Origin of the sequence: Occallatibacter sp. (genome assembly GCF_049802275.1) — a bacterium.
Classification (GTDB): domain Bacteria; phylum Acidobacteriota; class Terriglobia; order Terriglobales; family Acidobacteriaceae; genus Telmatobacter.
In genome coordinates, this window is record NZ_JBARMD010000292.1 from 1 (window position 1) to 24,169 (window position 24,169).

Here is a 24,169-nt window from a genome sequence, read left to right on the forward strand (position 1 = left end):
CTGTCGTAAAATTGCGTTTCGATCGTCTTCGCGATGGCCTCAGCCCGGCTCCGCGCTGCTGTCGACTTTGCGGAGTCGTGCAGCATGTCTTCCAGTTGCGCCATCGCGCCGGATGCCTGCTGATCGAGGAAAGCGAGATAGACCTCCTGATGGGGCATGCCGCCGGGCCAGCTTTCTACCCAGCCAGTTCCCTGCGCGTTGGAATAAATCCCGTTGGCATCAGCATGGTCAGTCTCAAACGCCCAGGCCTTTTCGACCGCATCCCGGTGCTCAGTCAAGAACGCAACATCGCCGCTCGAACGGACATAGTCCGCCATCGCCAGAAGGAATAACGGCGTCGAGTCCGCTGCCGCATACATATAAGGAAAGGCCTGCCAGTCGATGGCGGCGGCAGTCTGCGAGTATTCGTGCATGATTTTTCCGTCAGCGCGCTGCCGATGAATGAGGAACTCCAGTTCAGACTTGGAGAGGGAAAAGTCGCCATATCCATTTACGGCGAAGAGCGTGTAAAGCGCGTCGCGTCCGAAGAACCATCCGAACCCAGGGCGCGCGGAGTCGCCCGAAGCGTAGTAGCCCGCGACAAGTGCAGTCTCCGGTGTCGGCACGGAGTGGGCATCAACCGGATGCGCACGCAATTGCTCGATCGAAACAACTCCCCATTGAAACGCCTCGTTGAGCGCCCGGTCCGGAGTTTGGATGGAAGTAGAATTCGCCAGCAGTTTCTTGTAGCTCTCAGCGTGCGCCTTGTAAAGATCGGGAATCGACTCGTTGAGGTGGGCCAGCGTCGAGCCGAGCGCCTGATTCGTAGCTGCCGTTTTGTCCATCCCGGCGGCCATCAGCAGTGGAAACAGCCGTCCGCGGTCCCGCGCCGGATCGATGCGCAGATGGAGCTCGACAGGATGGACCTGTGGCCGCTCCTGATAGGGGGCGAGGATTCCCGGCTGCGCGCCCGGGATTGTGATGGCTCCTGCAAGGTCGGGATAGTCGGCATGCAGCACGTAATATCCGCGTCCCGGCAGAGGCGTTCCAGAGATCGATCCCGACGGGCCGGGCTCCTTTGCAGCGGGAGCGGCGTTTGGTCCTGCTACCCATTCAACTCCGGGAACACCCTCATTGCGTTCTGGCCACATCCAGCGCAACTCCGGCGTGAAGCGGAAAATGAACTCCGTCGGATGCACGCAGTCAAACTCAAACAGCACCACGGGTCCAGTGCCTGCCGGCGCGCCATTCGGCGAAAACATGATCTGTCGAACAGTAAATCCGATGTGACTATATGTAATGACGGTGCGGTCGGGGCGTACTTCCACCTCGGCGGCCTGCTGGTTCACGTCGATGGGAACGGTGTAGCCCTCGATATCCGCCTCGATAGTGAGGTGCGACAGCAGCTTGACGGGAAGAACCCAGGCTTCAAATGTGCCGTTCTGCTGGCCGAGGACAACGCCCCGTTCACCGGCGACTGTAAAAGGCTTCTCAGTTTCGGAGTGCGCGCGAATCACAGGGCCCGCGCTTTCGAATGCGATGGCGGGAAGGGAGTTGAAGTTTTGCGTCTGGGCTAGTGTAGTGGCGGCAACAAGAAGCAAGGCAGTCCGGCAGAATGCGCGAAGGCACATCGTTTCTGATCCTCTGTGCGTTTTCCAAAGGAACCAGTCTACGTCCTCATCACGAAGGGCTGCAAAGCTGAAGCTCTTTGCGCCTTCAAATCGCGGATGCAAACAGACAAATCCCTGATATTGAAGAAACGGATGCAGTTATACCGTTTTCCGTAGAGTGTCGCTGAAAAACGGAATTTGCGACTGGCGCGTCGAGTCAAACCGTGAAACTAATTTCTGTTAAGTGATTGTAAATAAGGCGACTGGCCCGCATCCCGTCCTCCTACAACTTTGGCACACCAATTGCTTCAAGTGAGCCTAGTCACACAACAGTTTCCCCTCATTCTTCTGTCCTTTTAGCTTTTAGGGTCACGGGAAGAAGCGTTCTTGGCCGATCCATGTCCTTGGCGGACGGTCAAAGTTGTAACCCGGTTTTTTCAAAATCAATCGCGGTCTGAACGTAAACCAAACAGAGCCGGCCGAATTGACCTCCCTTTCAGGGCAATCGGCAAGTCAGGATCACATCACTGGCGCCGGTCCATTGAATCAAAAATCCAATTTCGAGGAACAATGGGTATGAAGAACGATCTTAGATGGCGAGGATTCCTTGCCGGATTCAGCTTGGCGGGTGCGCTGATTGTCATGCTCTTCTGCTGCGGATCAACCGCGTGGGCTCAGGCAACGAGCGGTGACATCGTAGGTACCGTCACCGATAAGCTTGGAGCGTCGATTCCCAACGCTTCAGTTAGCGTGAAAAACACCGAGACCGGAGTTATCACCCAGGGCACCTCGAACTCGGTCGGCGACTTCCACATCCCGAACCTGCTCGCCGGAAAATATGACATTACAGCTTCGGCGAAGGGCTTCGGCTCGTTCACGCTGAAGGGCTTCCAGGTACAGCTCAACAATACTGCGACCGCAAAGATCACCTTGCCCGTAGCGGCATCCACGTCAGTGGTTGAGGTTTCGGCCGAAGCCACAGCGGTACTTGATACCACGACGGTTCAGCTTCAGAGCTCGTTCGAGACAGAAGAGCTTCAGAATCTGCCTACTGCTTCTGTAGGCAACGGTGTTCTCAACCTCTCTCTTCTCGTTCCCGGAGTTGCATCAAGCGGCGCGGTAGGTGCAGGTACAGGTCCTTCGGTGGGCGGCCAGCGTCCCCGCGCGGATAATTACCAGATCGAAGGTATCGACAACAACAACAAGTCAGTCACCGGACCATTGGTCTACGTGCCCAACGACGCGGTCGGTGAGTTTACGGTCGTTACGAACCAATTCTCTCCTGAGTTCGGTCATTCGGCTGGCGGTCAGTTCGATACGGTAGTAGCGAGTGGAACGAACAAGATTCACGGCAAGGCCTACGAGTACTTCCAGAACCGCAATCTGAACGCAGAGAATGCAATCGAGGGCGGCAAAGTTCCAAACCCCCGCTACGACTACAACCGTTACGGCGGACAAGTGGGCGGCCCTGTCCTGAAGGACCGGCTGTTCTACTTTGCCAACTTCGAGCGCCAGACGACCGGCCAGAGCAGCTCTTATTATCTGTGCACGCCGACCGCTGCCGGCTTTTCGACCCTGGGCACCGTTCCCAATCTGAATGCAACCAACCTGGGGATCTTCAGCAAGTACACGCTGGTTTCGCCCTCACAGGTTGACGCCTCGGCTGATAATGCCTGCTTCAACCAGAGCTCGGGTCCACAAAGCCTTACCGTTTACAGTGGCACGGGCTTCAACTCCAGCTTGGGTGGGTTTGGTTCAGGAACTCCTTACGACATTGCGCTTGGAAACTATAACGTTCAGGCGCCGTCGTATTCGAATTTCAACGTGCTGACGACCAGCGTTGATTACAAGATCTCAGAAAAGGACAGTTTCCGCGGTCGATACATCTACAACAAGTTCACTGGAATCGATACTGCAGCAGCTCTCCCGGCTTTCTATCAACCGTTGCCGCAGAGCTTCGACCTCGTCGCTTTGAGCGAATTCCATAACTTTACGCCCAACCTGATTAATGAAGCTCGAATTGGCTACAATCGCTTTTCCAATATCACGCCATCGGGCAACTATAGCTACCCGGGACTCGATTCTTTCCCCACGATGTACATGTACGATGCGGGCTTCCTCGAGATCGGCCCAGACGGAAACGCGCCCCAAACGACCATTCAAAACCTCTACCAGCTCACAGACAACGTCACCTGGATCAAAGGCAGGCACAGTCTGAAGTTCGGTTTTGATGGCCGAAAGTACATCTCACCACAGAGCTTCACACAGCGTGTTCGTGGCGACTACGAGTGGAACTACCTGACCGAGTACCTCCACGATCTGGCGCCCACAGCTTTCGGTGAACGTTCAACCGGCAACTTCTTCTACTACGGCGATCAGACGGCGTTTTACGGCTACGGTAACGATGTCTGGCGCATCACTGAAAAGATGAGCCTGAATTTCGGTCTTCGCTACGAGTTCACTTCTGTTCCCGTGGGTGAGCGAACTCAGGAGCTTAATATGGCCGCGAGCGTGCCGGGAGTGATCGTTTTCTCCAAGCCGAAGCCGCAATACGGCAACATCCTTCCTCGCGTAGGTATCAACTATGCGTTGAATCCCGAAACGTCGATCCGTGCCGGATTTGGCATGGCGAATGACGTTCTCTACGACAACCTGGGCATCCTCTCCTTCCCGCCGCAGTATTCCTCAACCAACGATGTAGGCAGCGGCACGAATCCGAACCCTGGAGACCCAAACTTCCTGACCAACGGTGGTTTGCCCGCGGGCAATGGTTCCCTCGCGACATTTGCCACAATCGCGGATCAGCAGGCTGCCACATCGGCCTATGTTCCAGACCAGAAACTGCCTTACGCTGAAACCTGGACGCTCGGCGTGCAGCACGTCTTTGCGAAGGACTATACCGTTGAAGTAGGTTACGTGGGAACGCGCGGTATACACCTGCCGACACAGAATCAGCTTAACGTGCAGACGAAGACCGATGCCACGCACTTCCTGCCGACTTACATCGGCGAGACGCCGTCGAGCGCAGAACTCGCCGGGCTTTCGAATACCCTCGCAACGATCAACGCCCGCCCGAATCGTGTTCCTTCGTTTGTAACGAATGGCGCAAACTTTACAGGTAAGATCACGACCTTCATGCCGTGGTCAGAATCGAATTACAACGGCCTGACCGCCAGCCTCAACCGCCGCTTTTCCAAGGGATTCCTGCTGGACTTTGCCTACACGTACAGCAAGACGATGGATGATGCCACCGCCGATGTGTTCTCGACCGTGCTCACACCTCGCCGTCCTCAGGACTCTCGCAATGTCCAGGCAGACTATAGCCGTTCCGCTCTCGACCGGACGCATCGCCTGACGCTTGCAGCGGTGTACGATCTGCCTTACTTCAAGTCGTCTGGTTGGCTGATGAAGAACATCGTCGGCAACTGGGAGGTTGCGCCGATCTATACCTACGAATCTCCGGAGTATTACACCGTCCTGTCGGGGGTGAACTCCAACGGAAACGGCGATTCAACGGCAATCGATCGCACGGTCTACAACAAGAGTGGCAAGAGCGGAGTCGGATCGGGAGTAACCAAGATTTATGATCCGGGCCGCGCCAACCTTTGCACTGCGCCTGCGACGACTTGCAATGCAAACCTCGTCGCATACCAGGCCGTGAATCCCGATGCCAGGTACATCACGGCACAGTCGGGCGCTATGCCGACATCGCAGAGAAACACGCAACCGATTCTGCCTATCAACAACCTGGATGCGACAGCGTTGAAACGCTTCAACTTCACTGAGCGCTATTCGCTGGAGTTTGTGGCTGGGGCATTCAATGTACTCAACCATGCCCAGTACATTCCTGGCACGGTCGACAATATCAACTCGCCGGGCTACACCTCGCAGATTCTCTTCCAGACTGCGTCGAATGCCGCGTTTAACCAACCTCAGAAATTCTTCGCAGCCAATGCGCGCACGATGCAATTGGCTCTGAAGTTCTCGTTCTGAGACTCTACACACTCTGAAGAAGCGTCCTGGCGAAATGCCAGGACGTTTCTTTTTGCGCGCCAACTGGCGAACGGGTGCCACTGTTTCAAAGTTAAGGATTGTATTACAGAGTCAAAGCGCGACTAAACACTTACCCCAGGCAAAGTAATCGGCCTTCTTGACGGAGAAGAGATCCAGGTTGGGTTCGCACCGCTCGGGGATTCGCAGTGCGGCCTTCAGCGCGTGGATGTCGGGGAGGACAATGCCGTGTTCGGCACCTTCATGAAGTCCAGTGCGCGGATGAGATAGGTCTTCAACTGGTGGCGGTGTACAACGGCGTCGAGAAAACCCTTCTCAAGAAGAAACTCGGAGCGCTGGAAGCCTTCGGGCAGTTTTTGCCGGATGGTCTGCTCAATCACGCGCGGCCCCGCAAAGCCGATCAGTGCGCCTGGTTCGGCGATGTTCAGATCGCCCAGCATGGCAAAGCTCGCAGTCACTCCGCCGGTTGTGGGGTCGGTCAGCACGCAGATGTAAGGAACGCGTTCATCGTCGAGCTGCGCCAGGGTCGTCGAGATCTTCGCCATCTGCATCAGGCTGACGACGCCTTCCATCATGCGTGCTCCGCCCGAGGCGGCGACCACGATGAGGGGCTTCTTCTCATTGCGCGCACGATCAGCAGCCCGGGCGATGGTCTCACCCACCACCGCGCCCATCGACCCGCCGATGAAGCCGTACTCCATGGCGCTGGCGATCACCTCGTGCGCGCCAATCTGGCCTTTCGCATTCAGGATTGCGTCATCGAGGCCCGTGTCCTGCTGTGCTTTGCGGAGGCGCTGCTTGTAGGCTTTCACGTCGGTGAAATTGAGCGGATCGGTAGAGCGAAGTCCGCCATCAACAAGCTCGTAGCCGGGTTCCAGCAGCAGGTCCAACCGCTGCTTTGCGCCGATCTTGAAGTGGTGCTGGCATTTGGGGCAGACGTTCATGTTGGCCTCAAGGTCAGCCTTCCAGATGGTCTGGCGGCAACCGGGGCATTTTACCCACAGCCCCTCGGTGCGCACAATTTTTTCCTCGTCGCCGTTACCGCCGGAGCCGTCAAATTCGCCGTTCTCGCGCTTAAACCAGGACATATAGCCTCAGCCATTATAGCGAGCCGGAGAGCATTATCGAGTTCAGAGTTCGTAGCTCGAGTTCACCATGGCTTCCCCCAACTGCCAACTCAGAACTACGAACTGTGAACTGCAATTGCTACCAGGTGTAATGGACGCTGTAAGTGAGCGTAGCCTCGCCCTTCGCCGGGACCCGCATTGGGAATTCAAGCATATGGCTGTCGCGTTTTTTGAAGGTTGATGACTTCTCAGTGATCTCCCAGTTCTCGCCTCGATACATGTGCTCGATCACAGCCACATTGACCGGCTGTTGCTTCTGGTTGGTCAGCTTGATCTCAAAGGTCTCATCAAGCATGTGCTTGTTGTAGTCCACGTGGAAATCGGTCTGACGGCGTGAGCCCTTTACGTCAAAAGCTGACCCGGTGGGGATTTTCACACTTTCCTCGCCCGGGGTGTGATCGATCAGGCTTTCGCCAACAAACTCCATCTGTCCGTCGGCATCGCTGCGATAAAGACGCACACGCCCGGCGGGAAGCGGCATGCCCAGATGGTTCGTCTCGCTGTTCTTGATCTCTTCCACGATGAGGACCTTTCTGTTCCCGTTATCGAGACCGTAACCCTGGTTTTGATTCACGTTTCCGGCATAGATCGGCTGCAGCTGCGCACCAAGTCCGTCGTAAATATAGCTGCGGCGCAGCGCCACTCCTGAGGCATCAATGAACTGCAACTGCTTGGTCTCGCCGTCGCGCAGTGTGACGGTGCGGTTGAGATCGTAAAGATGAAAATCGTCGAATGCTTTCTGGGTCACGCCGGCTTCCTGCAGGGAATCCATAGCCTTCGCCATCATCATGGGCCCATTTCTCCCATATCCCCCTTGTTGCGGCTGAAGTTTCGCAACGTCGCCCGCCATCAGCTTGATCCGCGCCTGCGGAAATTCCGTTCCCGACTGATTGTGGATCGTGACCCATCCGAGAAAGTTGGCCTTCTCGTCACCCGTCACATCGAAGGCGCTGGGTGCAACGACGTTATAAGTTGCGGCCCAATCGAAACCGCCGGTGATATAGGCCAGCTCCGCGGAGAAGCGAGCATTGGTTTCGGAGTTGATCTGCCAGCGCAGAGTCGGTTTCAAAAGTAACCCATCGGTTGCAGATGGAAAGAGTGGCGTTCCGGGCAGCTGGAACTGCATTCTGCCGTCGACTTCAATCAGTGGTTGAGCCGATTGGCCGTTCAGCATCTGGCCGTCAAAGCTGTATTCAGCCTGCCGAAAATAGCCCGCGCGAATAATCCTGCCCGGAACAATCTTCGTTCCCTGCGGTGTTGCGACCTGAAAGTCGATGGTCTTGCCTTCATATTTCTGCAGCAGCCATTCCTGGCTTACAACAGCTGAATCGTAGTTCTGCTCGACAACGTGAATTGTCCTTTTGCCCAATGGATCGCGCAGAACGACAGAATCGGGCTCTAGCCGGCTCGTGACCTCGCTGGACGTGATTTCGTTGATCCCGCTATGCAGATCGAGATTGATAAACGTCCGCGCAACCGCAAAATTCTGGTTGTAGATGGTCAGCGCTACCGGCTGTGGCTCCTGCGCAGGTGCGCTCAAAACAGGGATAAGAACCGCAACAACAAGCGAAGTGATCCGCACAATCTTTCCTCCTGAACTGACCTTTGATCGAACAGGAGGGATTAACTTGCAGGCTGGATCACAAAAAAATGCAGAACGAAAGTGCGAGAGGTCAGAACTCGATGCCCTTCTGGGCGAGAATGCCCTTCTGATAGGCATGCTTCACTTCGCGCATCTCCGTTACCGTATCCGCCAGCTCCACCAGCGTTGGATGAGCGTTGCGTCCGGTGAGAATCACGTGGACCATCTCCGGGCGGGTGCGCAGCGTCTCAGCAACTTCGGCGGGATCGAGCATACCGTACCCGATGGCATAGTTGATTTCGTCGAGCACCACCATGTCCCACTCACCCGAAAGAATTGCTTCGCGCGCCTCGGCCCATGCAGCCTGCACCATGCGGATGTCTTCGGGATCCGTCTCCGCTCCGCCCACCTTCACGAATCCTCTGCCCATCTGCTTCAGTACGAAGTTCTGTCCGAATGCCTGCGTGGAATCGAGCTCTCCGTAATGCCACGAGCCCTTCAGAAATTGCAGCATCAGCACACGCATGCCGTTGCCGACGGCGCGCAGAGCTGTGCCCATGGCGGCAGTGGTCTTGCCCTTGCCGGGCCCGGTATTGATGAGGATAAGTCCGCGTCGAGAAGACAGTTCAGAGTTCATGGTTGGCAGTTCAAAGTTGGCGCACCTTGCGCGAATTGCGGTTCAGAACAAGCACCGGGAGAGCGGTTCCTTGACGGCCGGTCCTCGTCAGTGGCCGGAGTGATAAGGGTGGCCTGCGAGGATTGTAAATGCGCGATAGAGCTGCTCTGCCAACACGACCCGAGCCAGCGCATGGGCCAGCGTAAGAGTGCCCAGCGAAAACAGCATTGTCGCACGTTGTCGCGAAGCCTCTGACCAGCCGTCGGCGGGGCCAATGGCGAAGACGATCCTCTGAGCGCCATTGTCGCGCTGACGGCCAAGCCACTCGGCAAAGTTTTCCGAGGTCATCTGCCGCCCGCGGCTGTCCAGCAACACAATAATCATTGGCACGCGGCGCTGTTGCCGGTCGATCCACTCAAACAGCGCCTCTTCGCTCCGGAACGATTCCGCCTGGCAGCGAGCATGGCCAGCGCATCGTTTGAGATACATCGCTCCGAGAGCCTCAAAAGGGTCCTTCGAGGAAGGGCGTGTGCCGATGTGCGCCAGGGCAATCTCCATGGAGCGAAGATACATGATCCGCAACCGTCGAAACCTCGATTGGATTTCGTCTCGCGCCTTAACGCTTTGTGAGATATCCGAAAATCTCTCTACTACTTCTCATATTCGCCTGTGATTCATATCACTGATTCTGTTGTGTTAATCCTTTAGATTGCGAATTGAGACGGGGATGCACGTTTGGCATCTCGCTTGCACTATTACCGCATAAGAACCCTGTTTACCTTGGGATGGTTTTGATCACTTAATTTGAATGGGTGATGGAACCGGACCTTTACTTCAATTGTTGTTCTTAGGCTTCTTTTAACTATTAACCGCGGAACGGACCTAACCCTCCCCAGCTAGACCCGAGACGCCGAGCGCGATAGCGGATCGGGAACTCGCCCCCATGAAGTCCCCCGATCCGGATTCGATTCGGAGGATTTCAATGCGATGCTTTCGGTTGCAACATGCTGCTTTGGCGCTGAGCCTTCTGGTGTTCGTCGGCCTTTTGCTGAACACCTCAGCTCCTGTGCTTTACGCCCAATCCAACATCTCCGGAGACATTACCGGAACCGTGACGGACGCATCTGGCGCCGCACTGCCGAACGCTCAGGTGACTGTCACCAGCGTTGAAAAGGGTCAGGTAAAGACGGTCCTGTCCGATCGCATTGGAGACTATCGTGTCCCTTTGCTTTCACCGGGCCGCTATCAGATTAAGGCCACCGCAAAAGGATTTCAGACCTCGACGGTTCAAGTGACGGTATCGGCCGGTTCCATTACCCCGGTGAATATTGCACTCAGCGTAGGCCAGGCATCGACCACCATCGAAGTGAACAGCGGCGATATCGCGGTGCTGCACGTTGACGATGCACAGATTTCGACCAGCTTCGATCTGCAACAGCTTCAGAACCTGCCGAACCCCGGTGGCGACCTGACGTTTGTGGCTCAGACGACGCCCGGCGCAATCATGAATACCCAGGGCGGCTATGGCAACTTCGCGATTGACGGCTTGCCGGCTACCTCGAACACCTTCACGATGAACGGTGGTTATCAGGGTGATCCGTACCTGAACCTGAACAACTCGGGCGCAACCAACCTGCTACTCGGGCAGAACGACGTTGATACGGTGACGGTGACGACGAACGGCTACGATGCGGCATTCGGCGGACTTGGCGGGGCGCAGGTTAACCAGGTTTCGCGGTCTGGCAGCAACCAGTGGCACGGCAATCTGGACTACCTGTGGAACGGTCGCGCCATGAACGCCAATAGCTGGTTCAATAAGTACTACGGCTCACCGCGGAACTTCGACAATGCCAACCAGTGGGCAGCCGCAATTGGCGGGCCGCTGAAGAAAGACAAGATCTTCTTCTTCATCGATAATGAGGGACTTCATGTCATTATCCCGGTGATCGGCGCCGTCTATGCTCCGAGCCCGACTTGGCAAGCTGCGATTCTGGGCCCCGCGGGTTCTGCACCGGCAGCTTACGCGCCGTACGGCAATCTGGCCGATAACGGCAACTCCGATGAAGCTGCGATGTACAAGACGATATTCAGCTATTACAACAACGCGCGGAACTTTACGTCAGGCTCGCAGGATCCGAACGATCCGCAAACATGGATATTCAATGGCCAGGCAACGAATCTCGCTACGGAGTGGCTGATCAATAGTCGCGTGGATTTCAACCTTGCCCAGAGCGACCACTTGTACATCCACGCCAAGGTGGATCAAGGCATTCAGCCGACGCAGACCAGTTTCCTCAATCCCATCTTTGATGCTTCCAGCCCGCAGCCTTCCTACGAAGGACAGTTGAGCGAGACCCACACATTCACGCCCTACCTTACCAACCAGTTTCTCTTTGCTGCGAGCTATTACAGAGCGATCTTTACCAACACGAACGGAAAGGCGCTGGGCGCTTCCGACGTCCCGTATGTCCTTATTCCTGAGGGCTACGCGACCGGCAGCGGAGATTGGGATCTCGCGGGCAGTACCAGCAATTGGGTTGGTGGCGCTGACTACGCTTTCCCGCAGGGCCGCAATGTAACAGGCTACCAATTCAGCGATGACCTCACCTGGACGAAGGGCAAGAACACCTGGAAGTTCGGATATTCGTTTCGCCGGGATGACATCACCGACTACACGCCGAGCACACGCCAACTCGCATACGGCGGCGCCGAAAACGTCGTGCTGGATCAAGGTGATTTCGCAGCGGGCTTATCCGATGAATGGGTAGAGCGCTTCCCGACGCGGCTCACCGAGCCGATCGCGATGTACGTGGAAGGCTTCTATGCCCAGGATCAATACAAGCCGATGCCGAACCTCACCGTCACGCTTGGGTTGCGCATGGAGCACGATTCCAATCCTATCTGCCGCACCAATTGCGTCTCGAACTTGTCTGAGGATTGGAATCAACTGCCGACAACGAGAGATACTCCGTACAACCAGCTATTTGCTTCGGGCAGGACGCAGGGCCTCTTCCAGGAGCAGCAGCTTGGCTGGCAGCCTCGCTTTGGTTTCTCCTATCTGCCCTTCGGTGCCGGATCGAAAACTACGATCCGCGGCGGTGTCGGACTCTTCAACGACTACTTCCCGGCGCAGATCATGGGCGATCTAATCTCCAACGTGCCGAACGTGAACCGCTTTACGGTGCTGGGTGCAGCGTACGGAGTGCCGATCTCAATGAATCCCAACCGTTCAGACAGTGGGCACGCAATTGCGCTCACGTCGAACCAGGCGCTTTCGGCGCTCTTCCCGCAGGGTGGATACTACAGAAACGCCGCCGGCACCTGCCCTGATCCGATGAGCATCTACTGTGCGACCGGAGGTGTATTCAGCAGGCCGACTGCCTTCGGAACGGCGCACAAGATCTTCCTGCCCGCCTATGACGAGTGGAGCCTGGCGATAGAGAACCAGATCGCTCGGAACACGGTGCTTGCAGTGCAATACGTGGGCAACCGCTCATATCACCAGCCGGTTTCATACCTTCCAAACGCTTATTGGGCTCCGAACGGCGCTCCTGGCTCCAACGCGTCGCTTCCGAAAGCGCGCCCGAATGCGGCATTGGGCTCGGTCACCGAGTTTGCCAGCGGCTCCTGGTCAAACTTCAATGGACTGCAGGCGACACTCACCAGCCGTTTGAATTGGCTGACGATGCAGGTCAACTACACCTACGGTCACGCGCTGGATACGACCTCGAACGGCGGCTTCAACGCGTTCGGTGTCAACGCCAACGGCCAGATCAACGCCAACAACCTGGCGCAGAACTACGGCAACGCGGACTATGACGTGCGCCAGTACATCAGCGCAAACTATTCGATCCGCGTTCCCTATTTCGGTGGACCGCACGTGCTGACAGATGGATGGCAGATCGCCGGTACCATCTTCCACAACACAGGCTATCCGTTCTCGGTAACCGACAACACCGGCCAGGTAGCATACGGAAATGCGCCGCTGGCCAAGCAGCTCGACAATAACTTCAATCACCACTGCGGCGGCTCGGCGCACGTGTCCACGCCTTGCGGCTTCGCCTCGCACTTCACCAACTCCACCGACTACGGCCAGCAGCGTCGTAACCAGATTTATGGCCCTAACTACACTGACTTCGACATGGATCTTTCGAAGAGCTTCCACGTCGTGCCGAAGTACGAATCGATGAAGCTGAAGGTCGCGGTACAGTTCTTCAACACCTTCAATCACGCGAACTTCCAGATCCCATTGAATGACGTGAACTCGTCGGGACTCGGAACCATCACTTCAGCAGCAAGCACGCCGACTTCAGTTCTCGGAGCATTCCTCGGCGGCGATGCTTCGCCGAGGTTGATCCAGTTGAAGGGGAGTTTCATCTTCTAACGTTAACCAGTCGAACTTCGCAGAAAGGGCGCTCTCGGAGCGCCCTTCCTGCTTGAAGTGCAATCTAAATATAGGAAAACATTTGGTTAAGTCAGGCGGTGCATTGGCGCCAGGATCTCCGCCATGCATGTTCACCGTCTTCCAAGATTCCAAAATCGGAATTTTGGACCCTGTTTATCCAATTATTCGTAGTCGGCTCTGACAAGAAGCGTGCTCCGAGATCCCTCCTAAATCCTTGTTTCATCATTGGATGATTTCGTGCGGCTGCGAAATAATCCGAATGGCATTCATCGTGCATTCTTCCCTCTGTGCGTTTGTCCCCGCACCTTCCCAGCACGCCTTTAGGGACGAAAGACAGAACTAGATTGATTGAGGTTAAGCGTGGTGCAGCTATGCCCCTAAGGCGGGTACACGCCCGCATTTGGTTAAAAGGCCAACCAAGGGGCGAAAAGACACAATAAGCGAATCGCTTGAGAACCTCACACGGGTGGGGCTTTTTCGATTTGTCACGAATTTGGAGGAGCAGTTATGCGTTTTATGCATTCAAACAAGGCGGTTTTGGCGTTAGCGCTGACGATGCCTGTTGCCTTGGCGTTCTTGATGCTGACACATCCGGTCAACGCCCAATCCAACATCTCCGGAGACATTTCCGGAGCCGTGACGGACGCGTCCGGCGCTGCACTGCCGAATGCCCAGGTGACTGTCACCAGCATTGAAAAGGGCCAGGCAAAGGCGGTCCTCACCGACCGCGTGGGCGACTATCGCGTGCCCTTGCTCTCGCCCGGCACCTATGAAGTAAAGGCATCCGCAAAGGGATTTGCGACGGCGACTACGAAAGTGACGGTGACAGCCGGCACGATCACGGCTGCGAACCTCGCCCTGAGCGTCGGCCAGGCGTCGACAACGGTGGAAGTGAGCGGCGGCGAGATCGAGGTGCTGCACACTGATGACGCACAGATTTCCACCAGCTTCGATCTGAATCAGCTCCAGAACCTGCCGAACCCCGGCGGCGACTTGACGTTCGTAGCGCAGACCGCTCCCGGCGCGGTAATGAATACGCAGATGGGCTACGGCAACTTCTCGGTGAACGGTTTGCCGGGCACCTCGAACACCTTTACCATGAACGGTGGATATGAGGGCGATCCGTACCTGAACCTGAACAACTCCGGCGCAACCAACCTTCTTCTCGGTTCGAACGACGTCGAAACGGTTACGGTCACGACAAACAGTTATGACGCTGCCTTTGGCGGCCTGGGCGGCGCGCAGGTAAACCAGGTTTCGCGCTCGGGCGGCAACAAGTTCCATGGCAACGCGACCTACCTCTGGAACGGGCGAGCGATGAATGCGAACAGCTGGTTCAACAAGTACTATGGTTCGCCGCGCAACTTTGACAATGCCAACCAGTGGGCAGCCGCGATCGGCGGACCTATCAAAAAAGACAAGATATTCTTCTTCGCCGACTACGAAGGCCTTCACGTCATCATTCCGCTGATCGGTCCCGTGTATGCACCCAGCCCGCAATTCCAGGCGGCGATTCTTGGACCATCCAGAACCGATCCGCCTCTCGATTACAACAACCCCAATGGCCTGGTCCCTTATGGAAACCTGGCAGCCAATGGCCTCTCTGCAGAGGCTCCGATGTATCAGTCGATCTTCAATTACTACAACAATGCCCGGAATTTCACCTCCGGCTCGCAGGATCCCACCGATCCGGACACCTGGATCTTCAATGGCCAAGCGACCAACCTCGCCACGGAATGGCTGATCAACAGCCGGGTGGACTTCAACCTCGGCACAAGCGATCATCTTTATATCCACGCAAAGGTGGATCAGGGGGTCCAGCCGACACAGACAAGCTTCCTCAATCCGATCTTCGACGCGCAGAGCCCTCAGCCTTCCTATGAAGGTCAGCTGAGCGAGACTCACACTTTCACCCCGAACATTACCAACCAGTTCCTCTTCGCGGCCAGCTACTATCGGGCGATCTTCACCAATACGCACGGCATTACCCTTGGGCAGTCCAATCTTCCCTATGTTCTGATCCCTGAAGGGTTCGCGTCGGGCTGCGTGACGGACCAAAGCGGCAATAATTGCGTTCGCACATTCGACTGGGATAATTCTGGCAACAGTCAAAACTGGATCGGCGGCGCGGACTATGCCTTCCCGCAGGGCCGCAACGTGACCGGTTACCAGTTCGGCGACGATCTGAGCTGGACGAAGGGCAAGCACAACCTGAAGTTCGGTTATGCCTTCCGCCGCGACGACATCACGGATTACACCTCGAGTGAACACAACATCACCTATGGCGGCGGCGAGAACTTCGTCCTGGATCAGAGCGACTTTGCCGCAGGCTATTCGGATGAATGGGCGGAGCGCTTCCCGCAGCGCCTTTCTCAGCCCGTTGCGCTCTATGTAGAGGGTTTCTATGGGCAGGATCAATGGAAGGTAGCGCCGGGCCTGACGATGACGTTCGGGCTCCGTCTGGAGCACAACTCGAACCCGCTCTGCCGCACCAACTGCGTCTCCAATTTTTCTGAGGATTTCAACTCGCTGCCTACCTCACAATCGACTCCGTATAACCAGTTGATCTCTTCCGGCATGGAGAAAGCCTTCTTCAACCAGCAGGAAGTGGCGTATGAACCCCGCATCGGGTTCGCGTTCCAGCCCGGAGGCTCAGGCTCCAAGACCACGATCCGCGCGGGTTTCGGCATGTTCGCCGATTACTTCCCGGCGCAGATCATGGGCGACTTGGTTTCGAACATCCCTGAAGTGAACCGGTTTACGGTTCTCGGCGCGGCTTACGGCAACGCAATCACGCTGGATGCAAGCCGGCCCGACAGCGGCCATTCCCAGGCAGTCGCGTCAAACGATGCGCTGAATGCACTATTTACTACTGGTGGCTACTACAAAAACGCCGCGGGCACCTGCCCTGATGCGACGAGCCTGTATTGCGCCACGGGTGGAGTCTTCACCCGGCCGACCTTTATATCGGTCGCGCATAGTGTCAAGCTCCCAACATACGAGGAGTGGAGCTTGGCCGTCGAGCGCGAGGTCGCGAGAAACACGGTGGTCTCGGTGTCTTACATTGGCAACCGCTCTTACCACCAGCCAACCCAACGGCTGCCCAATGCATATGACGCCTCCGGCACTATCGCGTCGCTGCCCACAGCCCGTCCGAACAGTTCGCTCGGCTCCGTCACCGAGTTCTACAGCGGCAGCATCTCCAACTTCAACGGCTTGCAGGCTACGGCCACCAGTCGCCTGAACTGGCTCACCCTGCAGTTCAACTACGCCTACGGGCATGCGCTCGACACCAGCTCCAATGGCGGCTTCAATGCCTTCGGTGTAAACGCCATCGCCCAGATCAACCCCTACAACCTCCAGCAGAACTACGGCAACTCCGATTACGATACGCGGCATTACATCAGCGCCAACTACGCGATCACAATTCCGCATTTTGGCGGTCCGAGGGTCTTGACGGACGGCTGGCAGTTCGCCGGCACCATCTTCCACAACACCGGCTATCCCTTCTCGGTCACGGATAATTCTGGTGCAGTCACCTACGGCTCCGTTCCGCTGGCCATGCAGCTCGACAACAACTTCAACCATCACTGCGGCGGCGGCGCACATGCCACCACACCGTGCGAGTTTGCCTCTCACTTCGCCAGCGCCACCGACTTCGGACAGCAGCGTCGCAATCAGCTGTTTGGACCGAACTACACAGACTTTGATCTCGACCTTTCGAAGAGCTTCAAAGTCGTGCCAGGCTGGGAATCAGCCAGGCTGAAAGTCGCGGCTCAGTTCTTCAATACGTTCAATCACGCGAACTTCCAGATTCCTTTCGCGGACGTGAATAACTCCGAGAGCGGCATCATCTACTCCGCGGCAAGCACACCGACTTCAGTTCTGGGTGCGTTCCTCGGCGGCGATGCTTCGCCCAGGTTGATCCAGTTGAAAGCCAGCTTCGTATTCTAGGCGAAGCTGCGCTAAAAATAACAGACCGGGAGCCACAACCACACGGCTTCCGGTCTTTTTTTCTGTGTTGTCGCGAAGACTTTGGGACGCTGATCGTGGTGTGAACGAACCATCAAGCCCGAGGCGCAGATTTCTTGCTTGGCTTTTTCGCGGTCACTTTCCTGGCTATCGGTTTTTTAGCGGCAGGCTTTTTCGTTTCCTTTTGAATAGCGGTCTTCCTTGGTTTCTTCTTCGATTCTGAGTCGGCAGTTGCCTTGCCACGGGCCGCGCGGGTCTTTGTGGCAAGCGCCTCTTTCAGCTCCGCGTCGAATTCTGCTGGCGTGAGCGGGCGTGCCGATTTGCGCAACCGCTCGATATCGTAAAAGGCGCGACGCTCAGTGAGAAACACGTGCGCGACGAAATCAACATAATCCAGCAGAATCCAATCGCCATGGCGACGTCCCTCAACAGAGTGGGGCATCGCGCCGAAATCCTTTTTCAAACGATATTCAATCTCATCGGCGATGGCGATGGCCTGTCGATCATTGGTAGCCGAAGTAATCAGGAAAAAGTCAGATAGTCCGGAGTCGATTGGATCGAGCTCGAGAATGCGGGTATCTTCGCCTTTTTTATCTTCACAGGCCGCGGCTGCGGCTTGAACGAGAATGCGGGTCTGTTCGTGCGCCTGGGTTGTGCTCATGCAGCGGAATTTCTCTCCTCGCTCATCCTAGTCTCTGGATTCGGCACCGGCAAGCCGGGGTTGCTTTGGACCCCGCGGAAAACCGCGCGGGGTCACTCATGACGGTAAAGGCCATGCTCTGCGATGTACTCGCAAACCGCATCAGGTAGCAGCTCGTGCCCTACACAACGGCGATCGATCGCCGCACTCACCTGGCTCCGAATATCCGAAGCGCTGATCTCGATTTCCAGTCCCGGCAGCAGATAGAACGGCGTGGAGCCTCCTGCCGCGCTGCGAAGCGTAAATATTCGCAAATGCACTTCTGCAACATCTTCAACCGCTGTATCCTCCGCGATCGTCATGCCTTCAGGCAGGATCGCGGCGAGATCTTCAAGGGGCTGGCCTGGTCGCGAAGCGACGATCAGCGGGGCCACAACAGGAATCTCCGCACCGCGATACCAGCGGCGAAGGTCGAGCAGGGAGTCGGCACCCATCAGCGTGAAGAGGGTCACTGATGCAAACTGCTGGCGCAGGCGCACAAGCGTGTCGAATGTGTAGTTCGGCCTGCCGCCCGGGTCAGGTGCGTCCGCAAACGAAATGGCAAACTGGTGCTGCCCCTTGATGGCCAGCTCGGTCATGGCCACGCGGTCTTCGAAGCTCGCGGTCGAGCCAACCGGCTTCAAGGGTTGAACACCCACCGGAGCAAAGAGAACTGTATCCAGATGCAAAGCTGCCTGTGCCGCCCGTGCCACCCCAATGTGACCCAGATGAGGAGGATCGAAGCTACCCCCAAAGAAGGCGACTCGCCGTCTCTCATTCGCTGGCTCAGGCATGGGTTCATGGTACGGCATCTCGCAACCCGTGACTGCTCTTGAGTTAATGCAGGGCGACCGCTCCAGACGTCCGTATCTAACTAAGCCCGTTGGTGTCGGCACAACTCCACTCTGAAATTGCATTCATGCGATTCTCTGCTAGCATCATTCTCACGATGCGATATGTGATAGCGGTTTTTGCCCTGGTCGGCGCCGTGGTTTCGGGCCTGGCGCTTCAGGTGCACTACACCGTGGGAACCACACCGTGCTCGATCAACGAGAAGTGGGACTGCGGCGTCGTCAATCACAGCTCTTATTCCATGATTCAAGGTATTCCAGTGGCGATCATTGGTATCGCGGGGTACCTTGGGCTGGTTTGGCTTGGACTGGCGCGCCAACGCGCGGCACTTACCCTGGCAGCGGGAGTGGGATTGGCATTCTCTCTCTATCTGGCGCATGTCGAGCGCGACATACTCGGCGTCTGGTGCCTCTACTGCGTCATCTCGCTCGCGGATATCGCGCTGATCATGATCATGGGTTTCATCTGGCTTATCGCCGATGCAATCCATCGGCAGCGCAGACGCTGGTAAACTTGAACTAAGCACATGTTCAAGGAAAAATACGCGCGCTGGATGTACGACTGGGAAACCCGGCTCACCACGCGTGACGAAAATCGTGTTGTGCGGCCGCTGGAGTGGGGCTTCGAGTTTATCGAGCCGTTTCTTGAGGCCCACGGATTCAGCGCTGCCATCCCGACTCCTGAATCGATGCGTGATCCCGCCGCCGCGGAATCTGCGATGGCGCGCCTCAATCAGCTCCTCATCCGACACAGTGATGTATTCTTCGGCTACGAGAAGCCGACCGACTTCCGTCTCGAAGACCGCCACCCGGAACTGTTTCCTACCAATGTGCGGCCTGAAACGCTTGCCAAGGATGCCGAGATCAAGCGCCTCGGCGCCGAGGGCAAGACCCCCTCGGCGCAGTTTTTGCGCTTCACTTCGCCCGAGCGGACGCCTTATCCCGAAAACGACCTGGTGAATGCGCGATGGTATCCCGCACCCGAGCACAAGGATCCCAGGCGGCCCAAACAAGCCATCGTGGTCATGCCGCAATGGAACGCGGATGCTTTCAGTCATAACTCCCTGTGCTCGATCTTCAATCGCATGGGAATCTCCGCGCTGCGGTTGTCCAAGCCTTACCACGACATTCGCCGGCCGATCGAGCTGGAGCGGTCAGATTACGCAGTCAGCGCCAACATCGGCCGCACCCTCTCCGCGTGCCGCCAGGCCGTTGTCGACATCCGCTGCTGCATCGACTGGCTTGAAGAGCAGGGTTACGAGCACTTCGGGGTGCTGGGCACGAGTCTCGGATCGTGCTATGGGTTTTTGGCGAGCGCGCACGATCCACGCATTCGTGTGAATGCTTTCAATCACGCGTCGACAGCATTTGGAGACGTAGTGTGGGCGGGGCAGAGCACCCGGCACATCAAGCAGGCGCTTGACGACGCTGGAATGACCCAGGACCGGGTGCGAGCGTTATGGTCGGCCATCAGCCCAGTGAGCTACTACGATCGCATTGCCAGCGCGAAGGCCGGCGGACCCGAAAAGAAAGTTTTGCTGGTCTACGCGAATTACGACCTGACATTTCCCAAAGAGTACTCGCTGCAGGTTGTCGAAGCATTCACACGCGTTGGCCTCAATTACGAGAAGCGCGTTCTTCCTTGCGGCCACTACACCACCGGCGAGACGCCGTTCCAGTACATCGACGGCTGGTACATGGGTTCATTCGTACATCGCGCCTTCAAGGAACTGCGCAGAGAGAAAGCCGCTGGTGCCGCCACCTCCCAGTCCGTGCCCGAAGCCGAAGAAGACCTGGTCTCGCGCTAAGCCATCGCGTATGCGGGATTTGTCATGCCGCGCGTGGCCGAGGGATCCGCGGTTGCTCTTCTTACCGGTTGCGGACCAAACACTGGGATCGCTGAGACGCCCGTTCTAAAGTTCTAATCACCGAATCGCATCCAGATTCAGTCGCAGCAGCTTGCCCGGATCAAGATAAGCGCCTTCCCAGCGAACAGCCCAATGCAGATGCGGTCCTGTCACGCGTCCCGTTGCGCCACTGAGCCCCAGCTTGTCGCCCGTCGCAACCTGCTGCCCTTCGTGTACATCGATCTGGCTGAAATGCATCGACACCGTGTACAGCCCCAGGCCGTGGTCAATGATCACGCAGTTGCCCTCGTAGTAGAGCGGCCGCGCCAGCACCACGACGCCGCTGTTTGATGCGCGAACCACGGTCCCCTTCGGCGCACGAAAATCCATGCCCTTGTGGATACTGGCCAGCTTGCCGTTGAACATTCGGCGGGTTCCAAAGCTGTCAGTCGGCTGCGCGAGGACCGGTGCACGAAAGCTCCCATGCCATAGCGGCTCGGGTGCACTTGTCGCGAATGCCTTCACTTTGAGATCGGCGTCTGCTGCGATCACTTTCTGCTCTTCCGGCCCCGGCTCAACGAACTTCGGTTGCACGGTGAGTGCGCCGGTTCTGTAGTGCGCGGGATGAATCTCAATGGTCTGGCTGAGGTCGAGTGGGCCGCCGTTCGCGAGCTGCACGCTGATCTGAAGCGTGGAAGGTCCCACGGCTCCTTCCACGTCAACTCCGGCGAGTGCGATCCACGTTTCCCCGCGCTGAAAGAACTCAATCTTCTTGCCGAGCCATTCGCTGCTGATGCTCTTCGCATTCGGTGTTGAGATGACAATCAGTTCGGGGGAGCCGGCTTCGACAACGGCCGGTGTAAGCGACACGGCAGATTTCACGGCGGCATGCTGCGGCGGAGCGCTGATTGCAGTGAATGCAAAGAAGCACGCGAGCGCAACAAAACGAGAGCCGATCATGCGTCCAGCATAACCGGCTTCGTTGTTCTCTCGCAGAGGGGCTGATCTATTTAGGTGCAACTTTGCTGTTGTGCTTCTGGCGATAGATCTGGCGACTGGCCCCATTCTGCTCATGATTGATTTGTTTCTTTTCCTGGCCTGTCAGCTTGCCACCGTTGGCCTGGCGGTCGGCATGGACCTGCTGGTTGATTCCCTGCTCGCGGTTTTCGGTCCTGGCGGCTTCCCCGGCAGTCATCTGGCCGCTCTTAATGCCCTGCGCGATGCGGTCCTGCTGATTTTCGCGGCGCTGGCCGACTTCGTTGTTGCCATAGTGCGCAGTGTTGGTATTGTGCTTGTCGTCGTAGATGGACTTGCTCATGTTGTTCTGCTGCTTATTCACCTGCTGGCGTTCCTGCGTGGTTAGCTTGCCGCCGTTAGCCTGACGATCGTCCTTAATCTCGCGATTTACATTGGCTTCGTGCGATTCCAGATTCTTGGTCTCGCCGGCGGTCAACTGGCCAGACTGCACGCCGTTGGCGATGCGGTCCTGCTGATCCTGGCGGCGATCGTTGACCGAGCCTTCCTTCGGCTGGGTGGTTGTGGGTTGAGCAGCGGGAGCGGTCTGCTGGGCGAATAGCGGTGCCGAGGCGAACAATGTGGCCAGGGCAAGTATGGGCAGTGTGCGTCGCATGGTTCCTCCAGGGCCTCGTCTACTGATCTCCGGCCCGATGTTGTGTCCAGACCCATGCTTCCCTAAAAAGTTTTCGCGTGTCTGAGTAAAGTTTTCCCGTCCGCAAACGAAGGTAACCGGCTAGGTGCCTTGGAAGTCCGGCTCGCACCAAGGATATGGAAAGTTGTGTAACCCGCGGAAACAATGGTCAATCAAAGGTATGTATGCCTTTCCGAAGTGCCTTTCCCGTCGGCCGCCTGTTTACTTCACTGCTTGCCTTTGCGCTGGCGAAGGGGCTGGTACTAACAGTTTCGGGTCAGGCTGCACCGCCGGGTGTGCCCGCGCAGCGTGTTCCGGTGCTGGTGGAGCTCTTCACTTCGGAAGGATGTTCTGATTGCCCCCCGGCCGACGCCCTGCTGACGAAGCTCGATGCCACGCAGCCCATCTCCGGTGTGCAGGCGATTGTGCTCAGCGAACATGTGACGTATTGGAATCACCAGGGCTGGAGCGATCCGTTCTCGTTCGATGCGATGACGGCGCGACAGGAAGAATATTGCCGCCGCTTCGGTCTCGATTCCAATTACACGCCCCAGATGGTGGTCGATGGAACTCAACAGTTTGTCGGCAGCAATGCCCCTGCCCTGATTGCAGCAATCGAGAAAGAAGCAAAGATACCCAGTCTGAATCTTGCGATCGAAGGTGCACGTTGGGAGCAAGGGACCGCGCACTTCTCAATCCACGCAAAAGCTCCTGCCGGCGCAAAACTCGTTGCGGTCCTGGCCGCCGATGCAACGCACGAGGAAGTATCCGGCGGGGAAAACTCCGGCCGCACGCTGCACCACACTGCAGTCGTTCGTGTGATGAAAGAGTTTGGCGCAGATGCTACCGATGGCCGGGAACTGACTCTGCCCGGCGGCCCTTTGACACATAAGAACGAAGCCAGCGGCCCTGTGCGTGTAGTCGTCTTCCTCGTTGATCACAAAACCGGCCACGTTCTCGGCGCAGCAGAGCAAACGCTGCAGCGGTGAGCAGATGCAGGGGGAAGAACGACCGACTGGCTCCAATCCATTGTTTGAAGACGTGACAGAAAGCCCTGACGGACGCATCCCTCCAAGTTGTAAATGCCTACGTGGTTCGTGTAGTGGCTTGCCACGATCAGGTCGCGGGAGAACGCGTTCCAATCGAGAGTTCCAGCGCCTAAACCTGGCGGCGAATCTCCGTAGGTGCTTCCGACGGAAATTGCCTGCGCGTTCCACCCGAGCGACCAGATCATTCCTGCACCCACTTCGCGCACGTCACTCGTATAGAGCATCAGGTATTCTTCATTGCCGCGGACGTCCACGGTTCCGAGCACGCGATCGAAAGCAGTGGAGTGGGCACTCCGCTCAGCTGGAAGATAGGGCATCTGGTAAGTCTGGACAACATAACCGCGACGCTGAAGCTCTGCGATCATCGCGGAATATGCACGCCGTGCCTCGGCGAGACGATGGCCATTGAGACAGTTCCGCAGGAGCATCGCAAAGAAACGCCAACGATGGGCTTTGATGTCAGCCAATTCACCAAAGTTGGGTTCGATATCCAATCCCACTGCGGCCCACTGCAACCCATTTTCGTCTGTCCATGTTTCAAATTCTGTTATGCGGGCAGCAGCTTTCAAAGTGTTGTCTGCGTTCAGGAAGCAGCCGTCCTCCGGCGCCAACTCGATCCACGCAATTACGGGAACGCCGTCTTAGTTGAGGCGATGCACCACCCCAACCCGCTCCGGCGAGAAGTCAACAAGGCAATCACGCTGGAATCGGCAAAGAGAGTCTGCATCTGAGCAATGCCTTGATCACAGCACGCAAAGCCAAGTTGCGGACGAGTGCCCGGGCCCCGGACACG

At 57.0% G+C, this 24,169-nt stretch carries 16 protein-coding genes; 6 read left to right on the forward strand and 10 right to left on the reverse strand.

Annotated features, from left to right (window positions below):
* On the reverse strand, nucleotides 1–1,610 hold a 1,610-nt coding region (locus tag WA354_RS10190), incomplete at its 3' end, for a glucosidase family protein (RefSeq protein ID WP_472812900.1).
* Nucleotides 1,611–2,165: 555 nt separating this feature from the next.
* On the opposite strand from WA354_RS10190, the gene WA354_RS10195 reads away from it, so the two are divergent.
* The gene (locus WA354_RS10195; protein WP_472812901.1) at nucleotides 2,166–5,582 is read left to right on the forward strand and encodes a TonB-dependent receptor domain-containing protein; all 3,417 of its coding nucleotides are present in this window, start codon (nucleotides 2,166–2,168) and stop codon (nucleotides 5,580–5,582) included.
* A 215-nt stretch (nucleotides 5,583–5,797) separates the two neighbouring features.
* Here WA354_RS10195 and accD read toward each other — a convergent pair whose 3' ends face one another.
* The 4 genes from accD to WA354_RS10215 all read right to left on the reverse strand — a co-directional run bounded on the left by accD (nucleotide 5,798) and on the right by WA354_RS10215 (nucleotide 9,498).
* Nucleotides 5,798–6,688 (reverse strand): acetyl-CoA carboxylase, carboxyltransferase subunit beta, encoded by an 891-nt coding sequence (gene accD / locus WA354_RS10200; RefSeq protein ID WP_472812902.1) that lies wholly within the window; start codon nucleotides 6,686–6,688, stop codon nucleotides 5,798–5,800.
* A gap of 118 nt (nucleotides 6,689–6,806) precedes the next feature.
* Complete coding sequence (locus tag WA354_RS10205) at nucleotides 6,807–8,309, reverse strand: DUF4139 domain-containing protein (protein ID WP_472812903.1); 1,503 nt, start codon at nucleotides 8,307–8,309, stop codon at nucleotides 6,807–6,809.
* Nucleotides 8,310–8,400: 91 nt separating this feature from the next.
* Nucleotides 8,401–8,946, reverse strand: a complete 546-nt coding sequence (cobO, locus tag WA354_RS10210; protein WP_472812904.1) for a cob(I)yrinic acid a,c-diamide adenosyltransferase — start codon at nucleotides 8,944–8,946, stop codon at nucleotides 8,401–8,403.
* 87 nt (nucleotides 8,947–9,033) lie between these two features.
* Nucleotides 9,034–9,498 (reverse strand): 23S rRNA (pseudouridine(1915)-N(3))-methyltransferase RlmH, encoded by a 465-nt coding sequence (locus tag WA354_RS10215; RefSeq protein ID WP_472812905.1) that lies wholly within the window; start codon nucleotides 9,496–9,498, stop codon nucleotides 9,034–9,036.
* 409 nt (nucleotides 9,499–9,907) lie between these two features.
* Between WA354_RS10215 and WA354_RS10220 the strand changes: the two genes are divergently transcribed.
* Nucleotides 9,908–13,309, forward strand: coding sequence for an outer membrane beta-barrel protein (locus WA354_RS10220; protein ID WP_472812906.1), 3,402 nt, complete (start codon nucleotides 9,908–9,910; stop codon nucleotides 13,307–13,309).
* Nucleotides 13,310–13,837: 528 nt separating this feature from the next.
* On the forward strand, nucleotides 13,838–17,284 hold the full coding sequence (locus WA354_RS10225; RefSeq protein WP_472812907.1) for a TonB-dependent receptor: 3,447 nt from the start codon (nucleotides 13,838–13,840) through the stop codon (nucleotides 17,282–17,284).
* A 112-nt stretch (nucleotides 17,285–17,396) separates the two neighbouring features.
* Here WA354_RS10225 and rsfS read toward each other — a convergent pair whose 3' ends face one another.
* Together rsfS and nadD are read right to left on the reverse strand one after the other, a co-directional pair.
* Entirely contained in the window at nucleotides 17,397–17,963 is a 567-nt protein-coding gene (gene rsfS, locus WA354_RS10230) for a ribosome silencing factor (RefSeq protein WP_472812908.1), read from the reverse strand.
* A 92-nt stretch (nucleotides 17,964–18,055) separates the two neighbouring features.
* A complete protein-coding gene (nadD, locus tag WA354_RS10235) occupies nucleotides 18,056–18,775 on the reverse strand; it encodes a nicotinate (nicotinamide) nucleotide adenylyltransferase (protein ID WP_472812909.1) in 720 nt (239 codons plus the stop codon).
* 125 nt (nucleotides 18,776–18,900) lie between these two features.
* Here nadD and WA354_RS10240 point away from each other — a divergent pair, with 125 nt between their 5' ends.
* Nucleotides 18,901–19,344, forward strand: coding sequence for a vitamin K epoxide reductase family protein (locus WA354_RS10240; protein ID WP_472812910.1), 444 nt, complete (start codon nucleotides 18,901–18,903; stop codon nucleotides 19,342–19,344).
* Nucleotides 19,345–19,359: 15 nt separating this feature from the next.
* Entirely contained in the window at nucleotides 19,360–20,640 is a 1,281-nt protein-coding gene (locus WA354_RS10245) for an alpha/beta hydrolase family protein (protein ID WP_472812911.1), read from the forward strand.
* A gap of 117 nt (nucleotides 20,641–20,757) precedes the next feature.
* Here the strand turns inward: WA354_RS10245 and WA354_RS10250 are convergent, their stop codons facing one another.
* Both WA354_RS10250 and WA354_RS10255 read right to left on the reverse strand, forming a co-directional pair.
* Complete coding sequence (locus WA354_RS10250) at nucleotides 20,758–21,639, reverse strand: M23 family metallopeptidase (RefSeq protein ID WP_472812912.1); 882 nt, start codon at nucleotides 21,637–21,639, stop codon at nucleotides 20,758–20,760.
* 46 nt (nucleotides 21,640–21,685) lie between these two features.
* Nucleotides 21,686–22,309, reverse strand: a complete 624-nt coding sequence (locus tag WA354_RS10255; protein WP_472812913.1) for a hypothetical protein — start codon at nucleotides 22,307–22,309, stop codon at nucleotides 21,686–21,688.
* A 203-nt stretch (nucleotides 22,310–22,512) separates the two neighbouring features.
* Here WA354_RS10255 and WA354_RS10260 point away from each other — a divergent pair, with 203 nt between their 5' ends.
* Nucleotides 22,513–23,316, forward strand: coding sequence for a DUF1223 domain-containing protein (locus WA354_RS10260; protein WP_472812914.1), 804 nt, complete (start codon nucleotides 22,513–22,515; stop codon nucleotides 23,314–23,316).
* Here the strand turns inward: WA354_RS10260 and WA354_RS10265 are convergent.
* A complete protein-coding gene (locus tag WA354_RS10265; RefSeq protein ID WP_472812915.1) occupies nucleotides 23,265–23,945 on the reverse strand; it encodes a hypothetical protein in 681 nt (226 codons plus the stop codon). The genes WA354_RS10260 and WA354_RS10265 overlap by 52 nt on opposite strands.
* Nucleotides 23,946–24,169: the final 224 nt, after the last annotated feature.

Coding starts and splice junctions, on each gene's coding strand:
- WA354_RS10195 (WP_472812901.1), top strand. CDS start 2,166: ATGAAGAACGATCTTAGATGGCGAGGATTCCTTGCCGGATTCAGCTTG.
- accD (WP_472812902.1), bottom strand. CDS start 6,688: ATGTCCTGGTTTAAGCGCGAGAACGGCGAATTTGACGGCTCCGGCGGT.
- cobO (WP_472812904.1), bottom strand. CDS start 8,946: ATGAACTCTGAACTGTCTTCTCGACGCGGACTTATCCTCATCAATACC.
- WA354_RS10215 (WP_472812905.1), bottom strand. CDS start 9,498: ATGTATCTTCGCTCCATGGAGATTGCCCTGGCGCACATCGGCACACGC.
- WA354_RS10220 (WP_472812906.1), top strand. CDS start 9,908: ATGCGATGCTTTCGGTTGCAACATGCTGCTTTGGCGCTGAGCCTTCTG.
- WA354_RS10225 (WP_472812907.1), top strand. CDS start 13,838: ATGCGTTTTATGCATTCAAACAAGGCGGTTTTGGCGTTAGCGCTGACG.
- rsfS (WP_472812908.1), bottom strand. CDS start 17,963: ATGAGCACAACCCAGGCGCACGAACAGACCCGCATTCTCGTTCAAGCC.
- nadD (WP_472812909.1), bottom strand. CDS start 18,775: ATGCCTGAGCCAGCGAATGAGAGACGGCGAGTCGCCTTCTTTGGGGGT.
- WA354_RS10240 (WP_472812910.1), top strand. CDS start 18,901: ATGCGATTCTCTGCTAGCATCATTCTCACGATGCGATATGTGATAGCG.
- WA354_RS10245 (WP_472812911.1), top strand. CDS start 19,360: ATGTTCAAGGAAAAATACGCGCGCTGGATGTACGACTGGGAAACCCGG.
- WA354_RS10250 (WP_472812912.1), bottom strand. CDS start 21,639: ATGATCGGCTCTCGTTTTGTTGCGCTCGCGTGCTTCTTTGCATTCACT.
- WA354_RS10255 (WP_472812913.1), bottom strand. CDS start 22,309: ATGCGACGCACACTGCCCATACTTGCCCTGGCCACATTGTTCGCCTCG.
- WA354_RS10260 (WP_472812914.1), top strand. CDS start 22,513: ATGCCTTTCCGAAGTGCCTTTCCCGTCGGCCGCCTGTTTACTTCACTG.